This is a genomic window from Tepidicella baoligensis, from assembly GCF_013432195.1.
GTDB lineage: Bacteria > Pseudomonadota > Gammaproteobacteria > Burkholderiales > Burkholderiaceae_C > Tepidicella > Tepidicella baoligensis.
This window is the reverse complement of record NZ_JACCDB010000001.1, coordinates 278905-293351: the sequence shown is the minus strand read 5'-3', so window position 1 is coordinate 293351 and position 14447 is coordinate 278905. Positions and strand designations below refer to the sequence as shown.

Genomic DNA, 14447 nt, shown 5'->3' with positions numbered 1-14447 from the left:
GAGTCAAGCATGAACAACCTGACCATGAAAGTCGAGGCTTACCGCGCCACCGTGACACTGACCCGTGCCGAGATGCGCAATGCCTTCAATGACGAGGTGATCGCCGAGCTGACGCAGGTGTTCACCGAATTGGGCCAGCGCGACGATGTGCGCGCCATCGTGCTCGCCGCAGAAGGACCGGCCTTCTGCGCCGGCGCCGACCTGAACTGGATGCGCCGCATGGCCGACTACAGCCGCGAAGAAAACCTGGTCGATGCCGGCAAGCTGGCCGAGATGCTGCGCGTGATCTATACCTGCCCCAAGCCCACCGTGGCCCGGGTGCAGGGCGACGTCTACGCCGGTGGCATGGGCTTGGTGGCCTGCTGCGACATGGCCGTGAGCGTGGACACGGCCGGCTATTGCCTGAGCGAGGTGAAGCTGGGCCTGATCCCGGCCACCATCGGCCCCTATGTGGCGCGGGCCATGGGCGCGCGCGCCGCGCACCGCTACTTCCTCACGGCCGAACGTTTCAGTGCCGCCGAGGCGCACCGCATCGGTTTCGTGCACGAGGTGGTGCCGGCCGAGCAGCTCGACGCCAAAGTCGATGAACTGGTCAAGGCCTTGACCAGCGCCGGCCCCGCCGCCATGCGCGCCTGCAAGCAACTGGTGCAGGACGTGGCCGAGCACACCATCGATGCGGCGCTGATCCGCCGCACGGTGCAAGGCATTGCCGACATCCGCGCCAGCGCGGAAGGCAAAGAGGGCGTGCAGTCCTTCCTGCAGAAACGCAAACCGAACTGGCTGGGCTGAGGTGATCAACGATGTTCAAGAAGATTCTGATTGCCAACCGCGGTGAGATTGCATGCCGTGTGGCCGCCACCGCCCGGCGCCTGGGGGTGAAGACCGTGGCCGTCTATTCCGACGCCGACGCCCGTGCCAAGCATGTGGCCGCCTGCGACGAGGCGGTCCACATCGGCGGCAGCGCGCCCAAAGACAGCTACCTGCGCTGGCAGGCCATTCTGGACGCCGCCAAGACCACCGGCGCCGAGGCCATCCACCCCGGCTATGGTTTTTTGAGTGAGAACGAAGACTTTGCCCGAGCCTGCGTGGCAGCGGGGCTGGTGTTCATCGGCCCGCCCGCATCGGCCATCAGCGCCATGGGTCTGAAGGCCGAATCCAAGCGCCTGATGGAGCAGGCGCAGGTGCCGCTGGTGCCCGGTTACCACGGCGCCAACCAGGACCCGGCGCTGCTCCAGGCCGAAGCCGATCGCATCGGCTACCCCGTGCTCATCAAGGCCAGCGCCGGCGGCGGCGGCAAGGGCATGCGCGCGGTCGAGAAAGCCGAAGACTTCCTGGTCGCGCTCGAATCGTGCAAGCGCGAGGCCATCAACAGCTTCGGCGACGATGCGGTGCTGATCGAGAAATACGTGCAGCGCCCGCGCCACATCGAAATCCAGGTGTTCGGCGACACGCACGGCCACTGCGTGTACCTGTTCGAGCGCGACTGCTCGGTCCAGCGCCGCCACCAGAAGGTGCTGGAAGAAGCCCCGGCCCCCGGCATGACGCCCGAGCTGCGTGCCCGCATGGGCGAGGCCGCCGTGGCCGCTGCGCGCGCCGTGAACTACGTGGGCGCCGGCACGGTGGAATTCATCGTCGAGCAGCCGGGAGGCTACGACCACCCCGAGCAGATGAAGTTCTACTTCATGGAAATGAACACCCGCCTGCAGGTGGAGCACCCCGTGACCGAGGCCATCACCGGGCTGGACCTGGTGGAGTGGCAATTGCGCGTGGCCGCCGGTGAGCCGTTGCCGCTGCGCCAGGAAGACCTGCGCATGCACGGCCACGCCATCGAGGCCCGCCTCTGCGCCGAAAACCCCGACAACCAGTTCCTGCCCGCCACCGGCACGCTCGACGTCTATCGCAAGCCGGCGCACACCAGCTTCGTTCGTGCGACCGACGAGCGCCTGACCGGCGGCGTGCGCGTGGACGATGGCGTGCGCGAAGGCGACACCATCAGCCCGTTCTACGACTCCATGGTGGCCAAACTGATCGTGCACGGTGACACCCGCGAACAGGCCCTGGCCCGGCTCGACGAGGCGCTGGCGCAGACCCACATCGTGGGCCTGGCCACCAACGTGCAGTTCCTGCGCCACGTGGTGCGCAGCCCGTCGTTTGCCCAGGCGAAACTGGACACGGCGCTCATTCAGCGCGAGCAGGCCCTGCTGTTCAACCAGCAGCCGGTGAGCCTGCCGCTGGCGGTGGCTGCCGCCGTGGCCGAAACCCTGGTGCAGGAGCGTGCCACCGAGGGTGCCGACCCCTTCAGCAAGACCGACGGCTGGCGCAGCCACGGCGTGTTCCAGCGCCGCTTCGCCTTCGAGGACGGCGACGCGCATGTGCCTGCCACCCTGGCCTACCTGCACGATGGCGCCCTGCGCCTCACCGTGGGAGAAGGCACAGGAGCCACGACCGGCCTGTTGAGCTTCGCGCCTTGCGCCGAGGCCGAGGCCGTGGCCGTGGGGCACGGTGGCGCCTGGCGGCTGGACGTGACCTTCGCTGGCGAGTCCACCCGGGCCACCGTGTACATGCAAGGCGAGCGCGCGCATGTGTTCACGCCGCGTGGCGCGCGAACGCTGGTGGAGGTCGATCTGCTGGCCCACGCCGGGGACACGGCCGCTGAGGGCGGCCGCCTCACCGCCCCCATGCCGGGCAAGGTGGTGTCTTTCGCCGTGAAGGCGGGCGATGCCGTGAAGAAAGGCCAGCCGCTGGCTGTGATGGAAGCCATGAAGATGGAACACACCATTGCCGCCCCGGCCGATGGCACCGTGACCGAACTGCTCTACGCCCCTGGCGATCAGGTGGCAGAAGGGGCCGAGCTGCTCAAGCTCAGCGTCGGCTGAACGTCGCCAGCGCGTCGGCTCAGCGCGGCTACAGCGCTTACCATGCGGCACATGAAAATCGTTTTCTGTTGCACCGATACCCGTCCCGAACCCTGGCTGGACGGGTTGCGCGCCGCCCTGCCCGAAGCCGACCTGAGTGTGTGGCAGGCAGGCGTCGCCACCGAACCGGCCGACTACGCCATCGTGTGGGCGCCGCCGCAGGCTTTCATCGACGCGCAACCGCGCCTCAAGGCCCTGTTCAACATCGGCGCCGGGGTGGACGCCTTGCTGCGCCTGAACCTCCCCGACGGCCTCAAGGTGGTGCGGCTCGACGACGCCGGCATGGCCGTGCAGATGGCCGAATACGTGTGCCACGCCGTCATCCGCCACTTCCGCGAGTTCGACCTGTACCAGCAGGCGCAGGCGCGCGGCGAATGGGCGTTTCGCAAACCCCGGCACCGCGAGGATTTCGCCGTGGGTGTGATGGGCCTGGGCGTGCTCGGCTCGCGCGTGGCGCAGGCGCTGCGGGGCTTCGACTTCCCTGTCAACGGCTGGAGCCGCAACCCCAAGGTGCTGGATGGCGTGCAGACCTTCCACGGCATGGGCGAGGGTCTGCATGCCTTCCTGTCGGCAAGCCGCGTATTGGTGAACCTGTTGCCCCTGACGCCCGAGACCCGCGACATCCTCGGCCGCGACACGCTGGGCCGTCTGCGCCCGGGTGGCTACGTCATCAACGTGGCGCGTGGCGCGCACCTGGTGGAGGAAGACCTGCTGGCGCTGCTCGACAGCGGCCATCTGGCCGGCGCCACCCTGGACGTGTTCCGCACCGAGCCCTTGCCCACCACGCACCCCTTCTGGACCCACCCCCGGGTCACCGTCACCCCTCACACCTCGGCCCGCACCCTGCGCGACGAGAGCATCGCCCAGATCGCGCGCAAGATCCGCGCGCTGGAGCGGGGCGAGCCGATTGCGGGCGTGGTGGACCGGGCGCGGGGTTATTGATCACCCAAGGATCCTGCCATGAACACTGCACACTATCCCGCGCGCGTCCGCCTCATCGACGTGGGCCCGCGCGACGGCCTGCAAAACGAGAAGCAGCCCGTGCCCGCCGCCGTGAAGATCGAACTCGTGCACCGCCTGCAAGCCGCCGGCCTGAAGGAAATCGAGGTCACCAGCTATGTGTCACCCAAGTGGGTGCCGCAGATGGCTGACAACCACGAGGTGATGGCAGGCATCCGGCGCCAGCCCGGTGTGCGCTACTCGGTGCTCACGCCCAATATGAAAGGTTTCGAAGCCGCGCTGCCAGACCAGCCTGACGAGATCGTCGTCTTCGGCGCGGCGAGCGAGGCGTTCAGCCAGAAGAACATCAATTGCAGCATCGCCGAGAGCATCGAACGCTTCGCCCCGGTGGTGGAAGCGGCGCTCGATGCTGGCATCGCGGTGCGCGGCGCCATGAGCTGCACCGTGGGCTGCCCCTACGAGGGCGACATCGCGCCCGAGCGCGTGGGCATGCTGGCCCGGCTGATGAAGGACATCGGGGTGCAGCGCGTGGACGTGGCCGACACCATCGGCGTGGGCACGCCGCTGAAGGTGCAGCGCGCCATCGAGGCGACGCTGGCGCATTACGACATCGACCACATCAGCGGCCACTTCCACGACACCTATGGCCAGGCGCTGAGCAACACGCTGGCGGCGCTGCAGATGGGGGTGTGGAACTTCCAGTCGTCGGTGGCCGGGCTGGGGGGGTGCCCCTACGCCAAGGGGGCCACCGGCAACGTGGCGACCGAGGACGTGGTCTTTCTGCTCGATGGCCTGGGCATCGAGACCGGCATCGACCTGGAGGCGCTGGTGGACGCCGGGGCCTACATCAGCGAGCAACTGGGGCGGCCCACGGGTTCGCGCGTGGGCCGCGCGCTGCTGGCCAAACGCGTACACTGACGCGCTATGGATTTGCACGTTTGGTTGGCTTATTTCGTGGCGGCCTGGGTGATCGCGATTTCACCCGGTTCCGGCGCCGTGCTTTCGATGACGCACGGCCTGGCCTACGGCGTGCGCCATGCGAGCGCGACCATCCTGGGCTTGCAGGCGGGGCTGTCCATCGTGCTGCTGATCGCCGGGGTGGGCGTGGGGGCGCTGCTGGTGGCCTCGGCCACGGCGTTCACGGTCATCAAGGTGCTCGGCGCGGTGTATCTGGTGTGGCTGGGCTGGCGGCAGTGGGTGGCGCCGGTCGTGGCCGATGCGACGCACACCCACGGTCAGTCGTCGGAGTTGGACCGTGCCGCCTTGCCGCCCGGGCTGCCTTCGGCGCGGCAGCGGTTCGTGCTCGGCCTGTTCACCAACGTCACCAACCCCAAGGGCATCGTGTTCATGGTGGCGGTGCTGCCGCAGTTCATCAGCCCGCACCGGCCACTGTGGTTGCAATTGCTCATCCTCCTGGTCACCACCGTGGCGGTGGACCTGGTGGTGATGCACGGCTACGCTTGGCTGGCCTCCCGGGCTCAGCGCTGGCTCGCGTCCGCGCGGGCGCGGAGGGCGCAGAACCGTGTGTTCGGTGGCGTGCTCATGGCCATGGGGGCCAGCCTGTTCATGGTCAAGCGTGCGGCCACCTGAGCCCGCGTCGCGCCCGGTATCATGCCGCCCATGTGTGGTTCAGAGCTCCAATCCCTTCCTGCGGGGGTGCAGCGCGTGGCCCGAGCCTTGGCCGCGCTCGGGCACCCGCATGCCCCGGTCATGCTCGACAGCGCGGCACGTACGGCACAGGAAGCCGCCGATGCGCTGGGCGTGGCGCTCGGGCAGATCGCCAAGAGCATCGTGTTTCGCCGCCTGCCCGACGAGGTGGCGGTGCTGGTCATCACCAGCGGCGACCGCCGGGTCGATGAACGCAAGGTGCAGGCGCTGGTGTGTGAAGCGGGCCAGTCGTTGGGGCGGGCATCGGCCGACTTCGTTCGGGCCCGCACCGGCTTTGCCATCGGTGGGGTGTCTCCCGTGGGCCATACCCACCCCCCGGTCACGTTGATCGACGAGGCGTTGTTCCGCTTCGACCAGATTTGGGCCGCCGCTGGGCATCCGCACGCCGTGTTCTGCCTGTCACCACGGGACCTGGGGGTATTGACGGGGGCACCGGTGCACGACGTGACGCTGCGCTAGAGTGCCCGCATGCCGGTCCGAACCATGCTCCCTGCCTTCGTTTCACTCGAGGATGCCCGCGCACGCAAGGGCGGTGCTTTTCCTTCGCCTTGCGTCAACGTGTGCCGCATGTCTGCCGTTTCAGGCTTGTGCGAAGGTTGCTGGCGCACCCTGGATGAAATCCGGCTCTGGAGCGGCCTGGACGATGCAGGGCGTCAGGCCTGCTGGGCGCGCGTCGAGGCCAGGCAGCGTGCGGCAGGGCTTCGGGGCTATTGCTCCGGCCCCAAGAAGTCTCAACCTGCGGCGTACTTGACCCGAGGGTCTTGAAAGAAGCTCATCACCCGCTCGGGTGACTTCTCCAGCATCGCCATGTGCTCGTTGGCCGCCTCCCTCAGCTTGGCCTTGGTGCGCACCGGCACCCGCTTGCCCATGGCCTGCTTGAGGTCCGCGTTCAGCCGCTCCTCGGGGTTGAGCTCCGGGCTGTAACTGGGCAGGTAGAACACCTCGATCTTGTCGGTCTTGTCTGCCAGCCACGCCTTCACCGGCTTGCTGTGGTGCACCCGCAGGTTGTCCAGGATCAGAAACACCTTGCGTCCTGCGTCCTTGATCAAGGCTTGCAGGAATTCGATCAGCCGCTCGGCGTTGAACGCCTCGTCAATGATCATCCAGCGCGCCTTGCCCCGGTTGGTGACGGTGGCGATCATGGACAGCTTCTGGCGCGAATTGCCCACCGTGTACGCCACCGGTGTCTCGCCCGCCGGCGCGTAACTCCTGCCGCGCACGTCGGTGTTGACCAGGGCGGTTTCATCGCCCCAGTGGATTTCACCGCCTTCGGCATTGGCCTTCTGCTCAATGGCTGGGTAGTGCTCATCAAGCCAGGCCTTGACCGCCTCGGGGCGTTGCTCGTAGGCGCGTTTGATAGGCTTTTGTGGGGTGAAGCCCCAGCGGGCCAGGTACTTGCCCACGGTGCGCACACCCAGCTTGAGGCCGCACTCCTGTTCGATGAGCAGCATCACGGCCGCGCGGCTCCACAGGAAGAAGTCCATCTTCAGTTGTTCAGGGCGTTTGTCACAGATGGTCTTCTGGATGTGTGCCTCCTGCTCTGGAGTGAGCAGTCGGGCATCGCCTTTGCTGCGGCCACGCTCAGCGGGTTTGATGGCTGACCAGCCACCTTGCTCAAATAGATCCAGCACCGTACGCACGGCTGGGTAGCTCAGCCCCGTCATCTGCACCAGTTGCATGACCTTGATGCCCCGCTTGTGCAGGCGGATGACTTGCTTGCGCCGTTCGTGCAACTGCTCCAGAGTTTGGGTTCTTGCGCTTTCTTTTTCCATACCACTTGGGAGCAAAAAACCGCATCAAAGTTCTGACTTTATGAGGCCGGATCAATAAGCAGGCGTCTGTTCGGCGAAGGCGTAGCGACTGCCAGTGTTTTTGGCCGCGTACATGGCCTGATCGGCGAGGCGCAGCAGCGGCTGCAATTCCCGGCCTTGTGCCGGTGCCAAGGCCACGCCCACGCTGGCGCTGACCTGATATGCCTGCCCGTCGATCTGCAGAGGGGCATCCACCGCATCGCACAGGCGCTGCACCATGGCGTCCAGCACGGGTCGGTCGGGGCAGTGCCCGAGCAACACGACGAATTCGTCCCCTCCCAGGCGGGCGGCGATGTCGCTGTCGCGGCAATGCTGGGCCAACCGGCGGCCGATCTCCGCCAGCACCTGGTCGCCGACTTCGTGTCCATGCTGGTCGTTGATGGGTTTGAAACGGTCCAGGTCGAACAGCAGCACGGCATGCTGTCCGGCCTGGGTCAGGAGTCGCTGGGCGCTTTCGGTCAGCCCTCGGCGGTTGGCCAGTCCCGTGAGGGCATCGGTCATGGCGGCCCGGGCGAGATGGGCGGCCCGCAGGCTCAGCACCGTCTTTTCCCGCTGGATCGCATGGATGCGGGCGCTCAGCGCTATGGCAAAGACCACCATTTCGGCCGCGATGCCGATTTGCAGCCCGTTGGACAACACAAATGGGGCATCCCACCAACCCCGGGCCACGAACACCACCCCGACCACGCAGACGAACAGCGTCAGCTTGGCGAGCAGGTACCAGCCGGCCGCGGCATAGCCCCGCCGCCAGATCCACAGGGCGATCGCCGTGACGACCGCGACGCCGCCCAAGGCCAGCGTTTCGTTGATGCGCTGGGCCAGGGCGATGGCTCCTGTCGCCCCAAGCAAGGCGGACAGCAGCGCCAGTGCCCCCAAGGCCATCACCGGCACGTCCGCCGATCGGCCCACCTTGGGGGTGCCCAGAAACACCCGGGCGAATGCCGCGCTGCAAGCCAGCCAGAGGGCGGGCCAGATCAGGTAGCTGTGTTCAATCCACCAGGGACTGTCGGGCCAGAGGTAATGCGCGGTGTGACCGTTGAAGGTGCCGATGGTGAGCAAGGCCGCGGCACAGGTCAGCACATAGTGCAGGTAGGTGGCGTCGCGGAAGGCCCCGGCGAGCGTGAGGTTGTAGATCAGCAGCGTGAGCAGGATGCCGTAGATAACGCCGTCAAACAGCCGTTTGTGTTGCCGGTTCTTGAGGTAGTCCGATAATTCCCACACCGAGGGTGTGATGTTCTGGGCGATCGTGTTATGCACCCGAACGTAGATCGTGTACTCGCCCGCAAATGGGACATGGAATGGGTACGTGATGCGCTCCATCCCGAGGGGGCGGCTGGCATGGGGCCGGATCAGTCCGGTGGTGGCTCCCTGACCCCAGGCCAACCCGTCGCTGGCGAAGGGGCCGTGAAACTCGATGTCACGTATGGCGGTGGTGGGAAAGGCCAGGATCCACTGGTCGGGGCGGGCATCCGCCGAGAGTCGGATCTGGAGCCACCAGGCCGACGGCCCGTGCAGGCGCAGCGGGCCGTCGGGGGTGTGCCATGATTCACCGGCTGGGTTCTGGAGCATGTCCTGCAGGGTCAGTCGACCCGTCGGGTCCTCGCGCACCCCGACCTGACCCTGCAGCGACCGCCCTTGCGCATGGGGGGTCAGTTGGACCACCTGTTGCGCCCACACGGGGCCCCCTGCGGCCACCAGCCCCAAGAGGATCAGGCTCCAGGCGGCCAGCACGGCTCGGGCGGGGAGGCCGAGCCACATGGCCATGAGGCACAGTCGGGTAATGCAGGGAAAGGGCGTTTGGCGAGGCATGATCGGTGCTTCACTGTAAACGCTCTCGAGCCTCGGAGGATGTCCATGGGGAATATGCATTAAACTGCATGTTTACTCCCTAAATGGCCCATGTTTCGCGGAACAAATGAATAACAATGCATCATCTGCCGTGGTCTGGATGCAGGCCGAGCGCCCCGTTGCCCGGGGTACGCCCAAAGGCCGCCAGGTGGGCGAAGCCGATCGCGCGTGCGTGGCCAGCGTCTGTGCAGACCTGGCCACGCGCCGCGACCTGCTGATCGAGCACCTGCACCGTTTGCAGGACGCCGAGGGCGGCTTGCGCAAGGGGCATCTGGCCGCACTGGCCGAGCGGCTGCGCCTGAGCCAGGTGGAGGTGTACGAGGTGGCCACGTTCTATCACCACTTCGAGGTGGTGGAGGACGACGCCGTGCTGCCCCGCCACACGGTGCGGGTGTGCACCAGCCTGTCTTGCGCCATGGCGGGCGGCGAGAGCCTGTTGCGGTCATTGCAGGAGCGGTTTGGCGCCGACGGTTCGGTGAAGGTGGTGGAGGCGCCCTGCATCGGGCAGTGCCACCAGGCACCGGCGGCCTGCGTGGGGCAGCGGCAGATGCCGCAGGCCTCGGCGGAGTCGGTGCAGCAGGTGCTCGCCCAAGGCCAGACGGGGCCGCGTGCATTGCCGGCCAGTGGCGCGCCCGAGGCACCCGAGGATTTTGCCCAGTTCGAGCGCCTGCTGCGCGGGGAACTGACGGCCGAGCAGGTGTTGCACGACCTCAAGGTTTCCGGTCTGCGTGGCCTGGGCGGCGCCGGTTTCCCTGCCTGGCGCAAGTGGGAGACGGTGCGTGCCCAGCCCGGCCCCAGGGCCATGGTGGTCAACATCGACGAGGGGGAGGTGGGCACCTTCAAGGACTGGCATGTGCTGGCCCATGAACCCCGCCCGTTCCTGGAGGGCATGCTGATCGCGGCGCACGTGGTGGGCGCCGAACACATCTGGATCTACCTGCGCGACGAATACCACGACGTGCGCCAGTTGCTGCAAGACGAACTGGCCCGGCTTGCCCAGCGCGTGGCCGAGTGGCGTGGCCGGTTCCCGACAGCGGAATTCCCGACGGTGGAACTGCGGCGCGGGGCGGGCGCCTACATCTGCGGCGAGGAGTCGGCGCTGATCGAGTCGGTGGAGGGCAAGCGCGGCATGCCCCGGCTCAAGCCGCCCATCGTGGCGGTGAACGGCGTGTTTGGCCGGCCCACGCTGGCGCACAACGTCGAGACGCTGTGGTGGCTGCCCACGCTGCTGGTGCGTGGGGGGCAGTGGTTGGCCGGGCAAGGCAGACACGGGCGCAGCGGCCTGCGGCGCTTCAGCGTGTCGGGCCGGGTGGCCCGGCCAGGGGTGTATCTGGCGCCGGCCGGCATCACGCTCCATGAGTTGCTGCACGAGTACGCGGGCGGCATGGCACCGGGGCACACCCTGTATGCCTACCTGCCGGGTGGGGCTTCGGGCGGCATCCTGCCTGCAGCGCTGGCCGATGTGCCGCTGGATTTCGACACCCTGGCGCCACACGGTGCCTTTGTGGGTTCGATGGCGGTGGTGGTGCTGAGCCAGCACGACCGGGCGCGCGACGCGGCGCTGAACCTGATGCGTTTCTTCGAACACGAGTCCTGCGGGCAGTGCACCCCCTGCCGGGCCGGCACCACACAGGCCACCGCGTTGATGCAGGCCCCGGTGTGGGACGCGGAGCGCCTGGGCGACCTCTCCCATGTGATGCGCGAGGCGTCCATCTGCGGGCTCGGCCAGGCCGCGCCCAACCCTTTTGACAGCGTGCTGCGGTTCTTCCCGCAGGAGGTCCGGGCATGAGCGCGTCCGATCTGCCTCTGATCGATTTCACCCTGAACGGGGCGCCGGCCCAGGCCCTGCCCGGCGAAAGCGTGTGGCAGGTGGCCCAGCGGCTGGGCGTGGCCATTCCGCACCTGTGCCACCAGCCCGGCCTGCCTCCTGCTGGCAACTGCCGCGCCTGTGTGGTGGAGATCGAGGGTGAGCGCGTGCTCGCGGCCTCCTGCTGCCGCGCGCCACAGGTCGGCATGGCCGTGCGCACCGACACCCCCCGCGTGCAACGCGCCCAGCGCACCGTGCTGGAGCTGCTGCAAGCCGATGCGCCCGATACCCGCCGCCTGAAACACGACAGCGAACTGGCGCAATGGGCCGAACGGCTGAACGCCGATGGCCAGCGCTTCCAAGTGCGTGGACCGTCGCAGGCGCGCAAGGCCGCCCAGGGGCCGGATACCACCCACCCGGCCATGACGGTCAGCCTGGACGTCTGCATCCAGTGCACCCGCTGCATCCGCGCCTGCCGCGACGTGCAGGGCAACGACGTGCTCGGCCTGTCGTTCCGGGGGGGGCAGGTGCAGGTCGTGTTCGACCAGGGCGAACCCATGGGCCAGAGCACCTGCGTGGCCTGTGGCGAGTGCGTGCAGGCCTGCCCGACCGGCGCCATCGCCCCCGCCAACGGGGCCTACACCCGCGTGGCCGAGCGGCAGGTGGATTCCGTTTGCCCGTACTGCGGCGTGGGCTGCCAGCTCACCTACCACGTGAACGGCGAGCGCATCGACCACGTCGAGGGCCGCGCCGGCCCGGCGAACGACGGGCGGCTCTGCGTCAAGGGCCGCTTCGGCTTCGATTACGCCCACCACCCGGACCGGCTCACCGTGCCGCTGGTGCGCCGCCACGATGCGCCGAAAGACCCGGCCATCCTGACCCGGGGCCCCGGTGGGCGGGCCGATGCTGCCACGCTGCGCGCACAGTTCCGAGAAGCCACCTGGGACGAAGCCCTGACGCTCGCGGCTGAGGGCCTGGCCCGGGTACGCGACGCCCAGCCCGTGAAGGGGCGCGGCGCGGCGGTGGCCGGTTTCGGCTCCGCCAAAGGCACGAACGAAGAGGCCTACCTGTTCCAGAAACTGATCCGCAGCGCCTTTCACACCCACAACGTGGACCACTGCACGCGCCTGTGCCATGCGTCTAGCGTGGCCGCGCTGATGGAAGGCATCGGGTCCGGTGCGGTCAGCAACCCGCTGCGCGATGTGGCGCACGCCGACTTCATCTTCCTCATCGGCGCCAATCCAGCGATCAACCACCCGGTGGGGGCGAGCTGGATCAAGAACGCGGTCAAGCGCGGCGCGAAGCTGGTGCTGGCCGACCCGCGCCGCACCGAACTGGCCCGCCACGCCTGGCGCACGCTGACCTTCCAGCCCGGCAGCGACGTGGCCTTGCTCAACGCCATGCTCTACGTCATCCTCAGCGAAGGGTTGACCGACGACGCCTTCATTGCCGAACGCACGCAGGATTACGAAGCCCTGCGCGACCATATCCTGAACGGCCCAGAAAAAGGCGGCGAGGACTGGCGCCCCGAAGCCATGGCCCCGATCTGCGGCATCGACGCCGAGACCATCCGCGAAGTCGCCCGCGCCTACGCCACCGCCCGCAGCAGCATGATCCTGTGGGGGATGGGCGTGAGCCAGCACTCCCACGGCACCGACAACGCGCGCTGCCTGATCGCGCTGGCCATGGTCACGGGCCAGATCGGCCGCCCTGGCACCGGCCTGCACCCCTTGCGGGGCCAGAACAACGTACAGGGCGCCAGCGACGCAGGGCTGATTCCGATGGTGTTGCCCGATTACCGCGGGGTGGCGAACGCTGAAGCCCGCCAACAGGCCGAACGCCTGTGGGGGCTGCCTGAAGGCGCGCTGGATACCCAGCCCGGCCTGACCGTGGTGGAAATCATCGACGCCGCCCACGACGGGCAGATCCGCGCCATGCTGATCCAGGGCGAAAACCCCGCCATGAGCGACCCGGACGCCACCCATGCCCGCGAAGCGCTGGCCCGGCTGGAACACCTGGTGGTGCAGGACATCTTCCTGACCGAAACCGCGGCGCTGGCCGACGTGGTGCTGCCCGCCACCGCCTGGCCCGAAAAGACCGGCACCGTCACCAACACCGACCGTACCGTGCAGCTGGGCCGAAAGGCCGTGGCCGCGCCGGGAGACGCCCGCGCCGATGCCTGGATCACCGAGCAACTGGCGCTGCGCCTGGGCCTGCCCTGGGCCTACGGCATCGCGGCAGACGGCAGCGGCGCCGAACCCGACAGCGGCATCGGCCGGGTGTACGAGGAGATGCGCGCGCTCATGCCGTCGATCGCCGGGCTGTCGTGGAGCCGGCTGCTGCACGCCGGCGCTGTTACGCACCCGGTGCGCAGCGAAGACGACCCTGGCCAGCCCATCGTGTTCATGGACCGCTTCCCCACCCCCAGCGGCAGGGCACGGCTGGTGCCCGTGGGCCTGCGTGAGCCGGCCGAACGCCCGGATGCCGACTACCCCATGGTGCTGGTCACCGGGCGCCAGCTGGAGCATTGGCACACCGGCTCCATGACCCGGCGCAGCGGGGTGCTCGACGCCATCGAGCCCGCACCCACCGTCAGCCTGCACCCCAAGGCCATCGCGCGGCTGGGTTTGATGGCTGGCGGTTGGGCCAGGGTGGTCAGCCGGCGTGGCGAGGTGCGCCTGCGCGTGCGGGCCGACGAGGGCATCCAGCCCCAGGTCGCCTTCATCCCGTTCGCCTATGTGGAAGCCGCGGCCAACCTGCTGACCATCCCGGCCCTGGACCCCGTGGGCAAGATCGCCGAGGTGAAATACTGCGCCGTGCGTGTGGAGGCGGTGATGAACACGTAACGGTATCCATGGGTCACGTGTTTTTACGCATCCCAGGGCGTTTCCGGTTGGGTAAGATGGGGGCTGTAGCAATTCCCCATCACGAAGAGGAGTCGACATGTTCAAGAAAATCCTGGTGCCGTCAGACGGTTCCAAGCTCGCCCACGGCGCTGCCGAATTCGCGGCCGATCTGGCCAAGGTGCACGGCGCGACCATCGTCGGCCTGTACGTGATCGACCCCTTCCCCTACATCGGCATCGGTGACGCCTCTGCCGCGGGTCTGCAGGCCTACATGGCCGAGGCCCAGGCCGCCGCCGACCGTTCGCTCAACGACATCCGCCAGTGCTGCGAGTCCCGCGGCGTGGCCTTTGCCGGCGACACGATCGAGCGCAACGTGACCTACGAAGGCATCCTGGAAACCGCCGAGGTCGAGGGTTGCGACCTCATCGTCATGGGTTCGCACGGCCGCAAGGGCGTGCAGGCGCTGATCCTGGGCAGCGTGGCGCAGAAAGTGCTCACCCACGCCAAGGTGCCGGTGCTCATCGTCAAGCCCTGATTCGCGCTGACGCCTCCACAGGGCTCGGCTCCACAGGGGCATTGTCCGCGTCGTGCG

General features: G+C 68.0%; 12 protein-coding genes. 10 read left to right on the top strand and 2 right to left on the bottom strand.

Translation table 11 applies throughout. The annotated features are described in order from the left end of the window. Nucleotides 1-9: 9 nt before the first annotated feature. From HZS63_RS01365 to HZS63_RS01335, 7 genes are read left to right on the top strand one after another with little or no spacing between them, the layout of a single operon-like run. Nucleotides 10-789: an enoyl-CoA hydratase/isomerase family protein gene (locus HZS63_RS01365; RefSeq protein ID WP_180682220.1), complete on the top strand. Its 780-nt coding sequence runs from the start codon at nt 10-12 to the stop codon at nt 787-789. An 11-nt stretch (nt 790-800) separates the two neighbouring features. Then, the gene (locus HZS63_RS14205; RefSeq protein WP_180682219.1) at nt 801-2876 is read left to right on the top strand and encodes an acetyl/propionyl/methylcrotonyl-CoA carboxylase subunit alpha; all 2076 of its coding nucleotides are present in this window, start codon (nt 801-803) and stop codon (nt 2874-2876) included. Between the two features lie 51 nt (nt 2877-2927). Further along, complete coding sequence (locus tag HZS63_RS01355; protein ID WP_180682218.1) at nt 2928-3857, top strand: 2-hydroxyacid dehydrogenase; 930 nt, start codon at nt 2928-2930, stop codon at nt 3855-3857. A gap of 18 nt (nt 3858-3875) precedes the next feature. After that, entirely contained in the window at nt 3876-4793 is a 918-nt protein-coding gene (locus HZS63_RS01350) for a hydroxymethylglutaryl-CoA lyase (protein WP_180682217.1), read from the top strand. A 6-nt stretch (nt 4794-4799) separates the two neighbouring features. Further along, complete coding sequence (locus HZS63_RS01345; RefSeq protein ID WP_180682216.1) at nt 4800-5465, top strand: LysE family transporter; 666 nt, start codon at nt 4800-4802, stop codon at nt 5463-5465. Between the two features lie 30 nt (nt 5466-5495). Beyond that, nucleotides 5496-6002 (top strand): YbaK/EbsC family protein, encoded by a 507-nt coding sequence (locus tag HZS63_RS01340; protein ID WP_180682215.1) that lies wholly within the window; start codon nt 5496-5498, stop codon nt 6000-6002. Nucleotides 6003-6011: 9 nt separating this feature from the next. After that, entirely contained in the window at nt 6012-6308 is a 297-nt protein-coding gene (locus HZS63_RS01335; protein ID WP_180682214.1) for a DUF1289 domain-containing protein, read from the top strand. On the opposite strand, the gene HZS63_RS01330 is transcribed toward HZS63_RS01335, so the two are convergent. After that, nucleotides 6275-7315, bottom strand: a complete 1041-nt coding sequence (locus HZS63_RS01330; RefSeq protein WP_180682213.1) for an IS630 family transposase — start codon at nt 7313-7315, stop codon at nt 6275-6277. The two genes, HZS63_RS01335 and HZS63_RS01330, sit on opposite strands and share 34 nt — an antisense overlap. 51 nt (nt 7316-7366) lie before the next feature. After that, nucleotides 7367-9118 (bottom strand): diguanylate cyclase, encoded by a 1752-nt coding sequence (locus tag HZS63_RS01325; RefSeq protein ID WP_180682212.1) that lies wholly within the window; start codon nt 9116-9118, stop codon nt 7367-7369. Nucleotides 9119-9269: 151 nt separating this feature from the next. Here HZS63_RS01325 and HZS63_RS01320 point away from each other — a divergent pair, with 151 nt between their 5' ends. From HZS63_RS01320 to HZS63_RS01310, 3 genes are all read left to right on the top strand, one after another. Beyond that, nucleotides 9270-10991, top strand: a complete 1722-nt coding sequence (locus HZS63_RS01320) for an NAD(P)H-dependent oxidoreductase subunit E (RefSeq protein ID WP_180682211.1) — start codon at nt 9270-9272, stop codon at nt 10989-10991. Then, entirely contained in the window at nt 10988-13855 is a 2868-nt protein-coding gene (locus tag HZS63_RS01315; RefSeq protein ID WP_180682210.1) for a molybdopterin-dependent oxidoreductase, read from the top strand. The genes HZS63_RS01320 and HZS63_RS01315 overlap by 4 nt, the downstream gene beginning before the upstream one ends. Nucleotides 13856-13952: 97 nt before the next feature. Further along, nucleotides 13953-14390 carry a universal stress protein gene (locus tag HZS63_RS01310; RefSeq protein ID WP_180682209.1) on the top strand — a complete coding sequence of 146 codons (438 nt, stop codon included), beginning with the start codon at nt 13953-13955 and terminating at the stop codon, nt 14388-14390. Nucleotides 14391-14447: the final 57 nt, after the last annotated feature.

Bases quoted from the DNA above. Each gene is read 5' to 3' on its own strand.
- HZS63_RS01365 (WP_180682220.1), top strand. From the start codon at position 10: ATGAACAACCTGACCATGAAAGTCGAGGCTTACCGCGCCACCGTGACA.
- HZS63_RS14205 (WP_180682219.1), top strand. From the start codon at position 801: ATGTTCAAGAAGATTCTGATTGCCAACCGCGGTGAGATTGCATGCCGT.
- HZS63_RS01355 (WP_180682218.1), top strand. From the start codon at position 2,928: ATGAAAATCGTTTTCTGTTGCACCGATACCCGTCCCGAACCCTGGCTG.
- HZS63_RS01350 (WP_180682217.1), top strand. From the start codon at position 3,876: ATGAACACTGCACACTATCCCGCGCGCGTCCGCCTCATCGACGTGGGC.
- HZS63_RS01345 (WP_180682216.1), top strand. From the start codon at position 4,800: ATGGATTTGCACGTTTGGTTGGCTTATTTCGTGGCGGCCTGGGTGATC.
- HZS63_RS01340 (WP_180682215.1), top strand. From the start codon at position 5,496: ATGTGTGGTTCAGAGCTCCAATCCCTTCCTGCGGGGGTGCAGCGCGTG.
- HZS63_RS01335 (WP_180682214.1), top strand. From the start codon at position 6,012: ATGCCGGTCCGAACCATGCTCCCTGCCTTCGTTTCACTCGAGGATGCC.
- HZS63_RS01330 (WP_180682213.1), bottom strand. From the start codon at position 7,315: ATGGAAAAAGAAAGCGCAAGAACCCAAACTCTGGAGCAGTTGCACGAA.
- HZS63_RS01325 (WP_180682212.1), bottom strand. From the start codon at position 9,118: ATGGCCATGTGGCTCGGCCTCCCCGCCCGAGCCGTGCTGGCCGCCTGG.
- HZS63_RS01320 (WP_180682211.1), top strand. From the start codon at position 9,270: ATGAATAACAATGCATCATCTGCCGTGGTCTGGATGCAGGCCGAGCGC.
- HZS63_RS01315 (WP_180682210.1), top strand. From the start codon at position 10,988: ATGAGCGCGTCCGATCTGCCTCTGATCGATTTCACCCTGAACGGGGCG.
- HZS63_RS01310 (WP_180682209.1), top strand. From the start codon at position 13,953: ATGTTCAAGAAAATCCTGGTGCCGTCAGACGGTTCCAAGCTCGCCCAC.